Source organism: Bacillus testis, assembly GCF_001243895.1.
Taxonomy (GTDB): Bacteria; Bacillota; Bacilli; order Bacillales; family DSM-1321; genus Bacillus_AD; species Bacillus_AD testis.
Genome location: NZ_LN851186.1, coordinates 2907828 through 2923951 on the forward strand (window position 1 = coordinate 2907828; position 16124 = coordinate 2923951).

Genomic DNA, 16124 nt, shown 5'->3' on the forward strand with positions numbered 1-16124 from the left:
GCTGGAGGTCTGGAGCTAGACAACAACGAAAAGCGTAGAACACCCGTTTAGAGGCGTATGGACTGGAGCATTTTTCTTGAGATAAAGGAATCACAGAGAGCAAAGCGATCTAATGATAACTGATCGCAGAGAAAAATGCAGACGGCCGCTTAACCTAATAGCTAAACAACCGCCTTTCTCAAAGTCTGCCGAATGCTTGCCCACTCTCAGTTCAAGGCATAGAACGGATTAATATTCATCGTCCCGGAATCCATAATCCCTCAGCACGGTAGCCTTGTTGCGCCAGTCTTTTTGGACTTTCACCCATAATTCAAGGAATACCTTCGATCCTAGGAGCAATTCGATATCGGTGCGCGCACGCTGCCCGATTTCTTTCAGCATGCTTCCTTGTTTGCCGATTATGATTCCTTTTTGTGAACTGCGTTCCACGATTATAGTAGCCATGACATTGATGATATCTTTGTCTTCGCGCTTTTTGATGGAATCGATCATGACAGCAATACTGTGCGGCACTTCTTCGCGTGTTAAGTGAAGGGCCTTCTCTCTGATCAATTCGGAAATAATGAAACGTTCCGGATGGTCAGTCACTTGGTCTGCTGGATAATACTGAGGGCCTTCAGGCAGGCGTTCTTTGATGGCCGAAAGCAATGTGTCAATATTGTTCCCTTGCAGGGCAGAGATTGGAACGATTTCCTCAAACTTCATTTTAGCCTTGTATTTCTCAATCAAGGGCAAAAGTTCATCTGGATGCACTTCATCAATTTTATTGACAACCAGGAATACAGGTGTTTTCACATCCTGCAGTTTCTCCATGATAAATTCGTCGCCTTTGCCGATTCCTTCTACAGCATTCACCATGAAAAGAATAACATCGACTTCGCGTAAAGTATTGGTAGCAACCTTCATCATGAAATCCCCAAGCTTATGTTTGGGTTTATGGATTCCCGGCGTATCAATGAAAATCATTTGCGAATCATTGGCGGACAGGACTCCCTGCACCTTATTGCGTGTTGTTTGTGGCTTATCGCTCATGATGGCGATTTTTTGGCCGATTACTTTGTTCAGAAAAGTGGATTTACCGACATTCGGTCTGCCGATGATTGAGATAAACCCTGATTTATATCCTTGTTCACTATAATTATTCATTTAAATCCTCCGGAGAAAACGCTCCAGGCAATAGCTCTTCCACCGTTATTTCCTGTATATCCCCTTTTAGGTTGGCCAAGACAACCTTCATGTCCTTCGGGCATAATTCCGAAATCACTTGTCGGCAAGCGCCGCATGGAGAGACAGGTCCCGGTGTATCTGCTACGACTGCAAGCGCCGTAAATTCTTTTTGACTGTTTGCATATGCTGAGAAAAGCGCTGTGCGTTCTGCACAATTACACATGCTGTATGCCGCATTTTCGATATTGCAACCATGGAAAACCGTGCCGTCTTTGGTCAAAAGGGCGGCTCCCACTTTAAATTTTGAATAAGGTACATAGGCCTTCTCACGGGCTTTATTTGCTTCAGCGATTAAATGGGTCTGATTCATTCTAAAACTTCCTTTCCTCTTGGCATCTTATTGCCCTGTAAACACAAATTTGCTGTCCACAGTGTCCACGCACGCGCTTAAACGCGGAAGAAACGTGGAATAACAGTATATCCCTATTACGCTACAATGCTCAACATTTTTGGGAAAAAAATAATGATACCGACAATCAGCGAGTATATGGAATAGACCAATACAGCTCCAGCCGCTGTATCCTTGGCAATACGGGCTAGCTCATGGAATTCGTCCGTCACCAGATCTACGACTGCCTCAATGGCCGTATTAAGCATTTCCAAGGCAATAACGCCGCCGACACAAGAAAGGATGAACAACCACTCTACTTTTGTAAGAGAAAAAAAACAGCCGGCCATTACGATAGCAACTGCCATAAAATAATGGATTTTCATATTCCTTTCCCGAAAAGACCATTTAATGCCCGCCAATGCAAACCCTACGCTCTTTGCAAATGAATGGTGCTTGTCACTCCCTGGATAAGCCATAGTCTTCCAATAGCTCTTTCTGCTTTGTAAACATAATGACTTCATCTTCTTTTTCCATATGGTCATATCCCAAAAGATGCAAGAAACCATGCAAAGCCAAGAATCCCAACTCCCTTTCGAAGCTATGCCCGTATTCTTCGGCCTGTTCTTTGGTCCGATCAACAGAAATAATCAAATCGCCAAGAATTCTCGGCATGCCTTCCATGCCGACGACTTCTACTTCCCCTTCACCCATTTCTTCCAGAGCAAAGGAAATAACATCGGTCGCAGCGTCTTTATGACGGTATTCTTTATTGATTTGGCGGATTGCCTCATTATCCACAAATGTGACACTCAGTTCACATTCTTCCTTGATCCCTTCTTTCTCTGCGGCAAACTGCAGCAGCCCGGTGATCAACGAGGTTTCCTTTTCTGTTACTTCATTTGTCTCATCTATAAAATCGATCGATAACATATCTTACACCTACTTTGATTCATTTTTGCTATCTGGGTATTCAATTCGCGAATGGAAAAACCCATTCAAGGTTTCACAAAGAGTCTTTTCGACTTTGTCCAATTCCTGCATAGTAATATCGCACTCAGAGAACTGGTCATCATTAATCCGGTCGTGGATAATACTTTTAACCAACGCTTCAATTTTTTCGCGCGTCGGCTGCTTCATCGAGCGGACAGCTGCTTCAACACTGTCAGCCACAGAAATGACTGCGATTTCTTTTGTTTGCGGTTTAGGGCCTTTGTAGCGGAAATCCTCTTCCTTTACATCGCCATTTGACTCTTTCGCTTTATAATAAAAAAATTTCAGTAATGTCGTGCCATGATGCTGTTCAGCTATATCTACGATTTCTTTCGGCATTTTTTCCTTCCGCAGCATTTTGGCACCATCACTGCCATGGGCGATAATGATATCTCTGCTGGTTTCCGGTTTCAGTTTATCATGCGGATTGTCCATATTCATCTGATTCTCGATAAAAAATTGCGGACGCTTAATTTTCCCAAGGTCATGGTAATAGGAGCCGACCCGGGCGAGCAAACCGTTTGCCCCAATTGCCTCACAAGCTGATTCCGACAAGTTCGCCACCATGACACTATGATGGTAAGTTCCCGGTGCCTCGGTCAAGATTTTGCGCAGCAATGGATGGTTCGGATTGGATAATTCAATTAATTTCATGGTTGATAAAATGCCAAACCCTGATTCAAAAAACGGGAGCAGGCCGATTGTCAATATAGCCGCCGACAAGCCGGATACAAACGCAGCAATCAGATTATACAAATAATCCCCTTTCGACATCTGCATATCCATAATAAAGAACAATGCAAAAATAATCACTACATTCATCAATGATAGCAGCAACCCTGCCTGAAAAATTCTCAGGCGTAAGTTCCGGGCTGAGACAAGCAATAAAGAGGCAATGCCGCTGAGCAAAATATAAAATGCCGCCGAGACATTAAAATTCGACGTCAACGAACCATTGAAGATGATGGCACCGAAGATACTCAAAATGATCGTTAACGTAATGGCGTATCGATCGTTGAGCAGCATCTTCAAAAGCATCGTCCCCATAGCTGCGGGAACAAAATAACTTAAATCATGCGTCTCCATATTGGACAATAAAGAAAGCATCTTCATAATCAACAGTAGCATGATATACACTAGGCTAAAAATCAGAATATGGCTGTGCCTATGCTCATTTTTCTTTTCGAAAATCGTGTAAAAATAAAACATGAACCCAAACACAAATGCCACCAGAAGAGCCAGCCCCACAAACGGCATAATCGACTTTTCGGAGTCAAGCAAGCCAGCAAGTTTCAGATTGCGGTAAATGTCCTTATCGACAAGTTGCCCTTTATTGACGAGGATTTCTCCTTGTAGGATTTTGACAGGTTCAACGTTTTCAGCTGCCTGTTCACGTTGCTCCTCCGTCTTTTTCGGATCGAAGAAATAATTCTGTGTGACAGCAAACCGCGCTAAAGCAATCGATGCTTTCTTCGCATCGCTATTCATGGAAGTATATTGTATTTCGTTTTCCGCCAGTTTTTTTGCGTTTTCTACTTCATTGGCGGGAATCTTATTGCCCATGACGGAGTTAATGGCTGTTACGGTTACGTCTTTGGCTACTTGAAGTTCCTCTACGTCAGCTTTCAATAAGCTCTTATAGACATCATCCGACAAGCTTTTATTAACATCGTCCGTCAGCTTTTTTTTCAGCAAGTTTACTTCTTTTTGCAGCGCTTTCGATTTTTCTGCAGCGCTCATGCTAGCCTGGTTACTGTCCGGCTTATCCTCGGCGCTTTCATTTTTGACTTCCATAGCGCTGTCAAAGATGGAAGAAATCAGATCGACCCGGTTTTTTGCATAACTTGATTTCAACGTATACACATCATCAATTTGTTTTCTGGCTTCTTCTTTTTCCTGCTCGGTCCTAACTGTGTCTTCTACCGTTTTAGGCGATCGGATGGTTTCATCTGATACTTTTAATAATTCTGCATTAATCTTCTGCGGAATAACATTCGAAACCATGACGAAGTAAGAAATCAATCCTAGAAGAATAAACAACAGAACTTGAAAGAATGTTAGCTGCAGCAATTGCTTCAATTTTGACATGAATTGATTGATATCCATAAGTGTATTTTTCCTCCGAATCATACCATTACCCTTCTTAGGCGGGATGATTTAGTCTACCTTTATACAAAGGATAGCAGTTTTCATGGGAAGTTTCACTAGTGTATGTGTGAAGCTTCCCATAAAAACTGCAAGAATTGCCTCTTTTATCGCTCATTTTCAACTATTTGCATACCCGATAGAAACCCCGTAAACCAAAAAGGGACCGGCACTGCACTTAACAGCAGCCTGTCCCTGATTGAAGTGCACAAGACCAACTTGCTTGGACTCAATTAGATTTATTTCCAAAAGGATTCTTCCAGCTGGGCCGAAAATCCTTCTTCTTTATCATACGTTATTCACCGTTTTTGTTGTTCGGCATCATGCTGTTCATAGGCAGATACAATTCGGCCGACCAGTGGATGTCTTACAACATCACTGCCTTCAAGCAAGGTAAAATTAATTCCGCTTATCCCCTGAAGGATCTTGGTCGCTGCCAATAACCCTGATTTTGCTTTATGCGGCAAATCAATCTGGGATATATCACCGGTTATGACCATTTTGGAGCCGAAACCAAGACGGGTTAAGAACATTTTCATTTGTGCCTCTGTTGTATTTTGCGCTTCATCCAAAATGATGAAAGCATCGTCAAGGGTCCGCCCCCTCATATAGGCAAGCGGCGCAATTTCGATAATTCCGCGCTCGACTAGGCGTTGAGTATGTTCTGCCCCCAGTATATCATTCAACGCATCGTATAAAGGACGAAGATATGGATCCACCTTTTCCTTTAAGTCGCCTGGAAGGAATCCCAAGCTCTCCCCTGCTTCAACAGCCGGACGGGTAAGGATAATTTTGTTGACTTTGCCGCTTTTCATGGCTGCAACCGCCATCACGACAGCCAAATAGGTTTTTCCCGTTCCTGCTGGACCAATCCCAAATACGATATCGTTGTTCTTAATGCCAGTAATGTATTGTTTTTGCCCGAGTGTTTTGACACGGATCGGTTTTCCTTTAACCGTCTTTGCGATTTCCTCTTCATACATCTCAAGGAAATACTCGAGTGTCCCTTTGTTGCTTAAAGTAATTGCATAGCTTACATCCCTAGTGCTTATTTTTATGCCCCGTCTGATGACGGAAAGAAGGGCGCGGATGATTTCATATGCCTTCTCGACATTTTCTGTATCTCCGCCTACAGAGATCCGTTCACCGCGTGTAATGATGGAAACGTTTAGCTCTTCTTCGAGCACTTTTAGATTACTGTCTGATATGCCTAATAAAGCAATTGCTTCATTCGGATTTTCAAGCTGTATATCTACCATTTTTTGATCTTCTGTCATTCCTTAGTCTCCTTGAATGATTGGTCTTTCAATCGCAATATTTTCTAGTACTTGGTAATGTATAGACAATATAACTGTACCATTCTCAATACCTTCGTGCAAAACTTTTTGGCCTATTACAGAACTATTTTTAGGCAGCTCCTTCTTTAGGTCTTTAAGCGCTGTTAATTTGCCTTTCTGGATGGCCTCTTTTTTTGAATATTCCCTAACAACATTCTTTTTATCACGATAGGTAATGGTTTTATAAGCGACAGGGAGCTTCCAGCCAAGAAAGAATAATGGTTTATCGCTTTCTTCCCTGACATATTCGCGATAGTCTGGCTTTTTAAACCCCCAGACCGGTACAGCAAATTTTCCAAAGGTGAGCGCACGCTTATTATATTCTTTCCCTGTAAAAACGGAGAAATGAGTCTTCAATGGAATTTCGACAGAGGATATATACCAGACTTCCCCCATCACTTTCCCCTCAGCAGGGACCAAAACCTCGCTTTTCGCTGTATTCTGATTGGTATTGATATTTGCCGATACCAGCAATTGGCCTTTTTTTACGAAATCATTTACTGATACGATTGCTTTGCCTTTATCTACAATCACTTGCCTGACGATTGCTTTTTTTGCGGCAACAAGATTCTGGCGGTCCTTTGCTACCGGGCGTTTCGGTTCTTTCTTTTCGACCACTTGCAGATGATAGGTCGTCCCCTTTAACTCTACGCCCACCCAAGTAATAGCGCCTATTTCATGCGATAGCTTTCTTTGGATTTCGTCAGAACCATCGACTGTAAACTGGAATTTGCCTTTTTGCACACCGATTTTCGCCAATTCTTTGCGGATTAAATGCTCGGTTTCCGGCTTGGCTCCGGAAATCTCTATATTCCAAATCACGTTGGATAATAAGAAAAGGGCAACCAGAAACAGAATGAACCCCACCAGAAAACCGCTGTTAAAAAGCAAGCGGCGCATGAGGAACGGCAGGCCCGTCCGCTTCATGAACGCTACCTTGCAAGGGTGCCGGCGCAGCACCCTTCTCATCCGATGGACATGGGCAATATTCATGTTGAATGAAATACTGCCGTCCTCCAACCTTTTCATATCCCAAAGATAGATTTCCCTGCGGACCAAATCATTAACGAATCGCTCGATTCCCGTTCCGGTTACTTTCAACTCCACGCTTCCTGTGTAAAAGTTTGTCCATTGGTTCCTCACAATGCTCCTCCTTCCTATCCTTCACAAACATGCCTGGCTGAAGACGCGTCCTTACAGCAGAAGGCATGCCGCCCCGCCTCAAGACAGGTATGTCACAGAATGGATGATTCCTTCAAGCATGATCTCTTCCGGCAAAATGGCTTTAATGACAAATTGGTTCCCTTTTATGGATAGCTGTCCCTGTTGAAGGAGAAGCCTGATTTCTTCATCGGAAAACGCCAACAGCCCACGATGGTTTTCAATATAAATATGTAATTGTCCGACCATGGTTATTCTGGGGAGATCCATCATGACATCTTTCGGCAGATCAATGGTATTGGTCACTAATTGCTTCAGCTTTTGCTTCCATTTCTTAGCCATAAAAAAAGAACCCCCTTTCTACTCAAATGTATGAGCAGAAAAGGGGTTCTAGCACTTCTTTTTCTTATGGGCCATTGCCTTAAAAGCACTGCCTCTTATTTCATCCGCTGAAAAGGCTTTTTAGCGCGCGGAGGCCCTAATATTTCGGACATTATAATACCGTTGACCAATTGATTGCGGCTGAACTCCGGCAATTTGCGGCCAGGCTCCCGTTGCAGGCCTTCCTTGGCTTTCTGGTTAACCTTTTCTTCTTGTTCATATACCTCTTTTTGAAAGGCACGGTGCCCTTCAGGATGGGGATCAATGCCTTCCCCGCTTTCTTGGATATAGGATTCAAGGATGCGCTTGGTTTGATTCGCTTTTTCAGCTGCATTCTCTTTGGATGCATCCTCTATGCGCGCTGATTTGCTCACAGACGGCTTATGGGGCGTCACAGGAGTCAATGGCTTAGCCTGCTGCTGCGGACGCTGTGGAGCAGCCGTTTGGGATCGCTGTGGCCCGTTCGGTTTTTGCCGTCCTGTACGTCTCGAATCTTCCTTCATTTTTTCCTTGCCGAACAAAGAACTAATGATTCCAATCAATATGAAGATCAGAAACGGATTATCCGTTAAGAAATCAATCATGGGGAGCCACTCTCCTTTCGAAACCAACTAACCATAATGATTGGTATCTTTAATTATTCTTATCCTCATGGCCTGTCATATTGGAGATTGATCCACGCATTTCAGTGTCGGCGTTGATATTTTGATAATTCATGTAATCCATTACACCGATATTGCCGTGCTTTAAGGCATCTGCAAGCGCCAGTGGCACTTCCGCTTCGGATTCGACCACTTTTGCTTTCATTTCTTCTACTTTCGCTCTCATTTCCTGTTCCTGCGCTACAGCCATTGCACGGCGTTCTTCCGCTTTAGCTTGGGCAATTTTCTTATCCGCTTCCGCTTGGTCTGTTTGCAGCATGGCACCGATATTTTTGCCGACATCCACATCCGCAATATCAATGGACAAGATTTCGAAAGCAGTCCCCGAATCAAGCCCTTTTGATAATACCGTTTGCGAGATACGGTCCGGGTTTTCTAACACTTGTGCATGACTGTCGGATGAACCGATGGTCGATACAATCCCTTCGCCGACACGCGCAACAATTGTTTCTTCACCTGCACCGCCGACTAATCGTTCAATATTAGCACGGACAGTGATTCTGGCCTTAGCCTTTACTTCGATCCCATTCATGGCGACACCCGCAATGAACGGTGTTTCGATCACTTTAGGGTTAACGCTCATTTGTACGGCTTCCAATACATCACGGCCAGCAAGGTCAATGGCAGCTGTGCGTTCGAAGCTTAATTCGATATTCGCCCGTTGTGCAGCAATCAAGGCATTCACAACACGGTCCACATTTCCTCCAGCAAGATAATGGCTTTCCAATTGATTCGTTGTTACATCCAAACCGGCCTTGTGGGCTTTGATCAATGGATTGACAACACGACTAGGTATAACACGGCGAAGCCTCATCCCTACCAATGTGAATATACTAATTCTGACGCCGGCAGCCAAAGCGGAAATCCATAGCATAACCGGTACAAATGTGAAAAATATGGCTAATACTACGATTCCAATAAAAATGGCCACTAAAAGCAATATTGTTTCTGAACCCATTTCTTCAATCATCCTTCCTCATTCTTCTTTAGTTCTCTTACCACTATTCTTGATCCTTCTGTCTTAACGACTTTCACCTCAACACCAGGTGCTATGAAACTTCCTTCCGACACTACATCAATACGTTCCTCATCAATGAAGGCGATTCCGGATGGACGGAGCGGAGTCACTGCAACTCCAGTGCGGCCGATCAACTCAAGCCGATTAATATTCGACACATATCCGTTTTCACTGTTTGTTGAATCTGTTAAGATCATTCGTTTAAAAAATTTCATTTGTTTTCCAAACACCTTTACCATTAGGATGGACACCGTCAAAGAAACCGCAAGCGCTATAAGAATGGACAAGGCCATATGCGTATTGTTCTCGCCAGCAATGAACAGGCTGCCGATAATAGAAGCGAATCCAATAGCCCCGATCACCCCTCCTGGTACAATGAGTTCCAACAGAATGAGTGCAATTCCTAATACAAACATAATAAGCGATTCATACCCCGTTAGCCCTGCCACTAAATGGCCGTAGAAAAAGAGAAACAGAGAAGCGAGGCCTGTAAGCCCCGGCAACCCAAAGCCCGGAGAAAACAACTCAATAACCAAACCAATGCAGCCAACCGTCAATAATATGGGAATAACAACGGGATTGGTCAGAAACCTGGCCGCTTTTTCAGCAAAGCTTTCATTGATATGGCGCACATCTGCATCATCATATTTCAAGGTATGCAACAGGTCTTTTTGGTCCTTTACTGTTCCTTCACTGTATCCGGCTTGCAAGGCCTGCTTTTCCGTCAGTGTCAATAACTTTCCCTGTCCAGCTCCATATTCATCCAATGAATTATTCTCATCCGTCATCGCCAGGGCAAATTTAGGGTCGCGACCATTCTGTTCGGCTGCTGCTTTCATGGCTGCCTGCCAAGACGACTGTGCTTTTTTTCCTGCGGCATTTCCCTGTTGATCAATAATCGCGGCTGCCCCCATTGTAGCATTATGCGACATATAGATTTCCTCTGCATTTAAAGCGATATAGGCCCCTGCCGATAGTGCATGATTATCTACCCAGGCAATTGTCTTAATATCTGTATCTGCAAATAATTTGGCAATTTTCCAGGCTGAATCCACCATTCCGCCCGGTGTATTAATACGGAAGATGATTGCTTTGGCCTTATTTTCTTCCGCTTCTGCAATCGCTCTCTTTAAAAACGCATACAAGCCGTCCTCGACCGTTTCTTCAATCGGCACTATATATACCTTTGCGCTATCCGCACTCGCTTGGACAGGAGCGAATAAACCGCAAGCCAGCAAAAAGAGCAACAAAAAGGGCAGCACCCATTTGTGCACACCTATTCCTCCTTTCCAAAATGTCATGCATGTTACCATTTTATACGATTCTCCAACATAAAGGTTTCAATATTGCTAATTATTTTTTCCGTTTATCGTACAATCGAGACTAAGCAGCTATTCATCTACTGTAAGCATAAAAAAAGTATTTAAAAACCGCAGGCGTCTTCACCTGCGGTTTTTAAACGAGTTTAAGATAGATGTTGTTGTACTAATTTATTCACAAGAGAACCATCTGCTCTGCCTTTAACTTTAGGCATCAATGATCCCATTACTTTACCCATATCAGCTTTTGAAACAGCTCCAACACTTTGGATTGTTTCAAGCACGATTTGTTCTACTTCTTCTGAAGTAAGCTGCTGAGGCATATATACTTCTACGTATTTGATTTCGGATTGGACTTTTTCAACAAGGTCGTCGCGACCTGCTTTTGAAAACTCTTGGAGAGAGTCTTTACGTTGTTTCAATTCGCGAGAAAGGACAGTCAACTCTTCCGCTTCCGACAACTCATCGACTCTAAGTGCATACTCTTCATTCTGAAGTGCAGACTTAAGCATACGAATGACAGAAAGCTTGTCTTTTTCCTTGTTCCTCATCGCTTGTTTCATGTCATGGTTTAAACGATCGAGAAGACTCATGCTACCACCCTCTCTTACCATTTACGTTTTCTAGCTGCTTCAGACTTTTTCTTACGTTTTACGCTTGGCTTTTCATAAAATTCGCGCTTTCTTGCTTCTTGTAAAGTACCTGTTTTAGATACTGTACGTTTGAAGCGGCGAAGAGCATCTTCAAGTGATTCGTTTTTACGAACTACGGTTTTAGACATCTCTATCCCTCCCTCCGAACACAACACACTAACTCAAGATGTAACTCGTAATTACACCAGTTACTTATCGATTATAATATAAGGATAATATAAGGTCAACTACTTGATAAAAGTTAGTTTCAATAATTTTAAACGCCAATTCTTAAATTGTAAATGATGTGAAAGTATGCATGTCCCAGTTCAGTGTCCATACACTGTACAAAGGGGTGATTATGTGCGGGAAATTTTTCTTTTTGTAATGTATATCATTTTATTTCTGAGCAGTATGGCCTTGTTGCGCCACGGCCTTTTTAAGCTGACTGGGGAAAACATCTCAAGGAAGTTGGAGAAATTGACCAGCACTCCTCTAAAGAGTTTTATGACCGGGATGGTATTTACCGCTTTGCTTCAAAGCAGCTCTGCCATCATGGTCATGACTGTCGGCCTTGTTTCGGTCGGTGCCATCACGTTTCAGCGCAGCATCGGCATTATACTTGGGAGCAATATAGGCACGACTGTGACGGCAGAATTCATGACGTTTTCTTTCGAGCCAATCATAGGGCCTGCCCTTATCATCGGCTTTATTTGTATGCTTTTCCGCCACACCGTTGTTAAGCATACTGGAATGGCTATTTTTGGCTTATTCATGATTTTTTTCTGCATCGGTAGATTTACCGCTTTGTCTGGCCCACTCATGCAGATTGATGCGGCAGCCGGTATTTTCCGCCAGGCCGACCATCATCTTTTTTGGGCGGTTGTCCTGGGAGCCGCAATAGCAGCTACTATTCATTCTGGTACGGCTACCATAGCGATTGCAATGGGGTTCATAGCCGGTGGGCAACTTGCTCCGGATACCGGGATTGCCATTATGCTCGGATCCAATATCGGGACTTGCGTGACTGGGTATATCGCCAGTCTTGGAGCCGGACAAGCCGCTAAGTGGACTGCCTATGCCCATATTTGGCTAAACGTATTGGGTGTCGTTGTTTTCTACCCCTTTATTCATACACTGCAGCATACAGCCGCCCTTTTCACGGATGATCCCGCTAAACAACTGGCACATGCCAGCGTAATCTTCAACCTTGCCTGTTCATTGCTTGTGCTGCCATTCACAGGCCATTTTTCCAGATTCATTACAACGATCCATCGTTCCAAAAGCAAAAAAATATAATTATAAGTAAAAAAACAGACCCTTTGTAGGGCCTGTTTTTTTACTGGCATTCATCATCGCTATCAGCCAATCTGCGCTTACTAAATCAGTACTTCTTCATGCACCAAGAGTGGTTTTAGGCTTCTAATAAAGATTTTTCTTGGGGAAGCATCACTTTTACAAATTGGCCCTCATTATAAGGATAACCCGCTTTTGTGATCTTAACTTTCACTAATTCCCCAATCATATCCTCACTGCCTGAGAAAACGACTTTTAAATAATTATCCGTATAGCCTACATATGAATTTTCTTTGCCATCTTCCGTGAAACGCTCTTCCGGAATGATTTCCAATACTTCGTCTTCAAACTGCGAAGCATATTCTTTGGCCAGTTGGTCGCTTAGTTCAATCAAACGGTGAACACGCTCATTCTTCACTTCTTCATCCACTTGGTCAGTCATTCTGGCCGCAGGCGTACCTGTACGTTTGGAATACGGGAAGACATGCAGTTCACTGAATTTATGGTCTTTAATAAAGTTGTATGTTTCCATAAACTCTTCTTCTGTTTCGCCAGGGAAACCAACAATGACATCAGATGTGATGGCAAGGCCCGGAAGTGCTTCTTTTAAAGCTTGGATACGTTCCCCGAAGAAATCCATGCGATATTTTCTTCTCATTCTCTTCAGTACCGTATCCGAACCGGATTGAATTGGAATATGCAAATGGCGGACAACTTTCTTAGAGCGTCTAAGCACCTCGATAACCTCATCTGAAATCTGGCTTGCTTCGATGGATGAAATACGGATCCGTTTCAGTCCATCTACCTTGTTTTCAAGGTCTTGAAGCAACATTGCAAGATTATAATCCTTCAGGTCTTCACCATAACCGCCCGTATGGATCCCTGTCAAAACGATTTCTTTATAGCCGGCATCCACCAATTGCTGCGCTTGATGGACGACTTCCTGAGGATCACGGGATCTCATTAAGCCTCGGGCCCAAGGAATGATGCAGAAAGTGCAGAAATTATTGCAGCCTTCTTGGATTTTCAGAGAAGCACGCGTACGGTCTGTGAATGCCGGGACATCCAGCTCTTCATAAACACGTGATTTCATGATGTTGCCTACTCCATTAATCGGTTGTCTTTCTTTTTTAAACTGTTCAATGTAACCAATCATTTTATTTCTGTCCTGCGTGCCGACTACGACATCGACACCCGGAATAGCTAGTATTTCTGCCGGGGACGTTTGGGCATAGCAACCCGTAACACAAATAACGGCATCCGGATTTTTTCTGATTGCCCGCCGAATGACCTGGCGGCTCTTTTTATCTCCAGTATTGGTAACAGTGCATGTATTGATTACATATACATCAGAGGTTTCTTCAAAGTCCACTCTCTCGTAATTCTCTGCCTTGAATAGCTGCCATATAGCTTCAGTTTCATAATGATTTACTTTACATCCTAGTGTATGGAAAGCAACAGTTGCCATTCTTTTCACCCCATTAATTCTAATTGATACGAAACAGCCGACAATACATATAAAGGCGCTGTTTCTGTCCGTAAAATTCTCGGTCCAAGCCCGCATGCCGTAAATCCGGCATCTTTAAGCGCAGACACTTCTTTATCCGTAAGACCGCCTTCCGGCCCAAAGACTACTATAACAGATGCACCAGGCTTCATCACTTTCAGCGCTTGATGCAAAGCGCTTTTTTCGCCTTGCTTGGCCTCTTCTTCAAAAGCCACAAGCAACACATCATAATTAGCGGCCCTATTTAACAGCTGGGCCAGTGTAACCGGCTGTTCGACTGAAGGCACATGCGTGCGGTGCGACTGCTCTGCCGCTTCTTTGGCGATTTTTTGCAATCGGTCTATTTTTTTGGAAGCCTTTTTGGAATCCCACTTTACAATGGAACGATCCGAAATAAAAGGGATAAACGAACTGGCACCGAGCTCGGTCCCTTTTTGCACAATATACTCCAATTTATCCCCTTTAGGCAAACCGCTGACAATTGTAATATGGACAGGCATTTCCTTTTCTTCTTCCATCCATTTTATTACATGACCGATTACCGCTTCACTGGTAATTTCTTCGATTGAAACCAGCGCAGCTTTACCGTCATCGAACACACAGATAATCTCTTCGCCCGCTGACATGCGCAGTACATTGGCAATATGGTGGCGGTCGTCACCGATAATGTCCACCTTGTTGCCTTCCAATTGCTTTAAGGGCACAAAATAACGCTGCATTTTCATTCCACCTGTTTTTAAATTTATTCCGTACGATAGCTAAGACTCCTACTTCAGCACAATTATGAAGACGAAGAAGTGAAAAAACCAAGCAACAGTAAGAACTCAGATTGGTTTTATTGATGATCCGGCGGAATAATCGAATCCATACCGATCAACGTTCCGCTTTATTTGCTGAACAGTATCCTGGCTGGTTACAGAAACAGCCTTGCCTTGTACAAAAAAAGAGCCAGCTTCCAGGATGGAAAAGCCGTCCAACATCCAGTATTAACGACTCTTATCTTCTCCATACCTATTCAGCCTGGCAGTAATATTCGATCAGGTTGCCGGCTTGCCCCTATATGCCGGGGCATCCGCTTCTACCTTCATAAATAGGCTTACAAATAGCGTGTACAGGCCCACTGCCTTTTGCAGAAGGTCTTTTCGCTATGTTTAGGCCTTATTTTTTTTGCGCAATGAACGCAACCCAATCTTCCATTTCTATTGTCTCCACGATTTCGAATCCTGAAGATTGAAGAGCTTCTTTGACATCGTTCTTTTTCGGTTGGATAATGCCTGAAGAAATGAAATAGCCGCCCGGCTTCAAAGCTTCGGCAACATCGTCAGTGAAGCGCATGATGACTTCCGCAAGAATATTAGCCACCACAACATCCTGCACACCATTTACACCGTCCAGAAGATTATTCTGTGATACATCAACTACATTCTGCACCTTGTTCAACTTAATATTCAGCTTCGCTGAACGAACAGCCACTTCATCAAGGTCCAATGCTTCAACATGGGCAGCTCCAAGCATAGCGGCAGCAATGCTTAGTACACCAGACCCCGTTCCGACATCAACTACCTTGTCTCCTTCTTTCACTATCGATTCAAGAGCCTGTATGCACATAACGGTTGTCGGGTGCGTCCCCGTTCCAAATGCCATTCCTGGATCCAGTTCGATAATGAGTTCATCACTTGACACGGGTTCGTATTCTTCCCATGTAGGCACAATCGTAAATCGTTCAGATATCTTGACCGGATGGTAATATTTCTTCCACGCAGTCGCCCACTCTTCTTCATGGACTTCCGAAATGCTGACATCGTTCAATCCAAGATCGATCTCATAAATAATCAAATTATTAATAGCTTCTTTTATGCCTTCTACCGTTTCTCCTAGAAAACTGGTCACAGGCAAATACGCTTTCATTACAACGCCCTCTTCGGGATAATCATCAGGGTTCAGCTGGTAGATTTCTCCGAATTGATCTTCTCTTTCTTTAAAAAGATCTTCACGGTCCTCGATAACGACACCGCTGGCCCCCGCCTCATGAAGAATATTCGAAATCGGTTCCACCGCTTCGTTTGTTGTATGAATTGCAATCTCAGACCATTTCATGTACTGCCAACTCCTGTTTGT

At 43.6% G+C, this 16124-nt stretch carries 17 protein-coding genes; 1 reads left to right on the forward strand and 16 read right to left on the reverse strand.

The window, feature by feature from the left end; genetic code table 11:
* Nucleotides 1–228 precede the first annotated feature (228 nt).
* The 13 genes from era to rpsU form a co-directional block, all read right to left on the reverse strand.
* A complete protein-coding gene (gene era, locus BN1765_RS14535) occupies nucleotides 229–1146 on the reverse strand; it encodes a GTPase Era (protein WP_050615811.1) in 918 nt (305 codons plus the stop codon).
* Nucleotides 1139–1537, reverse strand: coding sequence for a cytidine deaminase (locus BN1765_RS14540; RefSeq protein ID WP_050615812.1), 399 nt, complete (start codon nucleotides 1535–1537; stop codon nucleotides 1139–1141). Before BN1765_RS14540 ends, era begins: the two co-directional genes overlap by 8 nt.
* 116 nt (nucleotides 1538–1653) lie before the next feature.
* The gene (locus tag BN1765_RS14545; protein WP_050615813.1) at nucleotides 1654–2034 is read right to left on the reverse strand and encodes a diacylglycerol kinase family protein; all 381 of its coding nucleotides are present in this window, start codon (nucleotides 2032–2034) and stop codon (nucleotides 1654–1656) included.
* Nucleotides 2015–2488 (reverse strand): rRNA maturation RNase YbeY, encoded by a 474-nt coding sequence (gene ybeY / locus BN1765_RS14550; protein WP_050615814.1) that lies wholly within the window; start codon nucleotides 2486–2488, stop codon nucleotides 2015–2017. Before ybeY ends, BN1765_RS14545 begins: the two co-directional genes overlap by 20 nt.
* Before the next feature lie 9 nt (nucleotides 2489–2497).
* A complete protein-coding gene (locus BN1765_RS14555) occupies nucleotides 2498–4678 on the reverse strand; it encodes an HD family phosphohydrolase (RefSeq protein ID WP_230199535.1) in 2181 nt (726 codons plus the stop codon).
* Between the two features lie 314 nt (nucleotides 4679–4992).
* Entirely contained in the window at nucleotides 4993–5970 is a 978-nt protein-coding gene (locus tag BN1765_RS14560; RefSeq protein ID WP_050615815.1) for a PhoH family protein, read from the reverse strand.
* 3 nt (nucleotides 5971–5973) lie between these two features.
* Nucleotides 5974–7173, reverse strand: a complete 1200-nt coding sequence (gene yqfD, locus BN1765_RS14565) for a sporulation protein YqfD (protein WP_050615816.1) — start codon at nucleotides 7171–7173, stop codon at nucleotides 5974–5976.
* Nucleotides 7174–7251: 78 nt separating this feature from the next.
* Nucleotides 7252–7533, reverse strand: coding sequence for a sporulation protein YqfC (gene yqfC / locus BN1765_RS14570; protein WP_050615817.1), 282 nt, complete (start codon nucleotides 7531–7533; stop codon nucleotides 7252–7254).
* A gap of 95 nt (nucleotides 7534–7628) precedes the next feature.
* Nucleotides 7629–8156 carry a hypothetical protein gene (locus BN1765_RS14575; protein WP_050615818.1) on the reverse strand — a complete coding sequence of 176 codons (528 nt, stop codon included), beginning with the start codon at nucleotides 8154–8156 and terminating at the stop codon, nucleotides 7629–7631.
* A 49-nt stretch (nucleotides 8157–8205) separates the two neighbouring features.
* Nucleotides 8206–9192, reverse strand: a complete 987-nt coding sequence (floA, locus tag BN1765_RS14580) for a flotillin-like protein FloA (RefSeq protein ID WP_050616796.1) — start codon at nucleotides 9190–9192, stop codon at nucleotides 8206–8208.
* Between the two features lie 8 nt (nucleotides 9193–9200).
* A complete protein-coding gene (locus BN1765_RS14585; RefSeq protein ID WP_230199536.1) occupies nucleotides 9201–10526 on the reverse strand; it encodes an NfeD family protein in 1326 nt (441 codons plus the stop codon).
* A 191-nt stretch (nucleotides 10527–10717) separates the two neighbouring features.
* Nucleotides 10718–11164 carry a GatB/YqeY domain-containing protein gene (locus tag BN1765_RS14590; RefSeq protein ID WP_050615819.1) on the reverse strand — a complete coding sequence of 149 codons (447 nt, stop codon included), beginning with the start codon at nucleotides 11162–11164 and terminating at the stop codon, nucleotides 10718–10720.
* Between the two features lie 14 nt (nucleotides 11165–11178).
* Entirely contained in the window at nucleotides 11179–11352 is a 174-nt protein-coding gene (gene rpsU, locus BN1765_RS14595) for a 30S ribosomal protein S21 (RefSeq protein WP_026692851.1), read from the reverse strand.
* Between the two features lie 214 nt (nucleotides 11353–11566).
* Here rpsU and BN1765_RS14600 point away from each other — a divergent pair, with 214 nt between their 5' ends.
* Nucleotides 11567–12502 (forward strand): Na/Pi symporter, encoded by a 936-nt coding sequence (locus tag BN1765_RS14600; protein WP_050615820.1) that lies wholly within the window; start codon nucleotides 11567–11569, stop codon nucleotides 12500–12502.
* Nucleotides 12503–12617: 115 nt separating this feature from the next.
* Here BN1765_RS14600 and mtaB read toward each other — a convergent pair whose 3' ends face one another.
* The 3 genes from mtaB to prmA form a co-directional block, all read right to left on the reverse strand.
* Nucleotides 12618–13967 carry a tRNA (N(6)-L-threonylcarbamoyladenosine(37)-C(2))-methylthiotransferase MtaB gene (mtaB, locus tag BN1765_RS14605; RefSeq protein WP_050615821.1) on the reverse strand — a complete coding sequence of 450 codons (1350 nt, stop codon included), beginning with the start codon at nucleotides 13965–13967 and terminating at the stop codon, nucleotides 12618–12620.
* Between the two features lie 5 nt (nucleotides 13968–13972).
* A complete protein-coding gene (locus BN1765_RS14610) occupies nucleotides 13973–14725 on the reverse strand; it encodes a 16S rRNA (uracil(1498)-N(3))-methyltransferase (protein WP_050615822.1) in 753 nt (250 codons plus the stop codon).
* A 439-nt stretch (nucleotides 14726–15164) separates the two neighbouring features.
* Nucleotides 15165–16103, reverse strand: coding sequence for a 50S ribosomal protein L11 methyltransferase (gene prmA / locus BN1765_RS14615; protein WP_050615823.1), 939 nt, complete (start codon nucleotides 16101–16103; stop codon nucleotides 15165–15167).
* Between the last annotated feature and the right edge of the window lie 21 nt (nucleotides 16104–16124).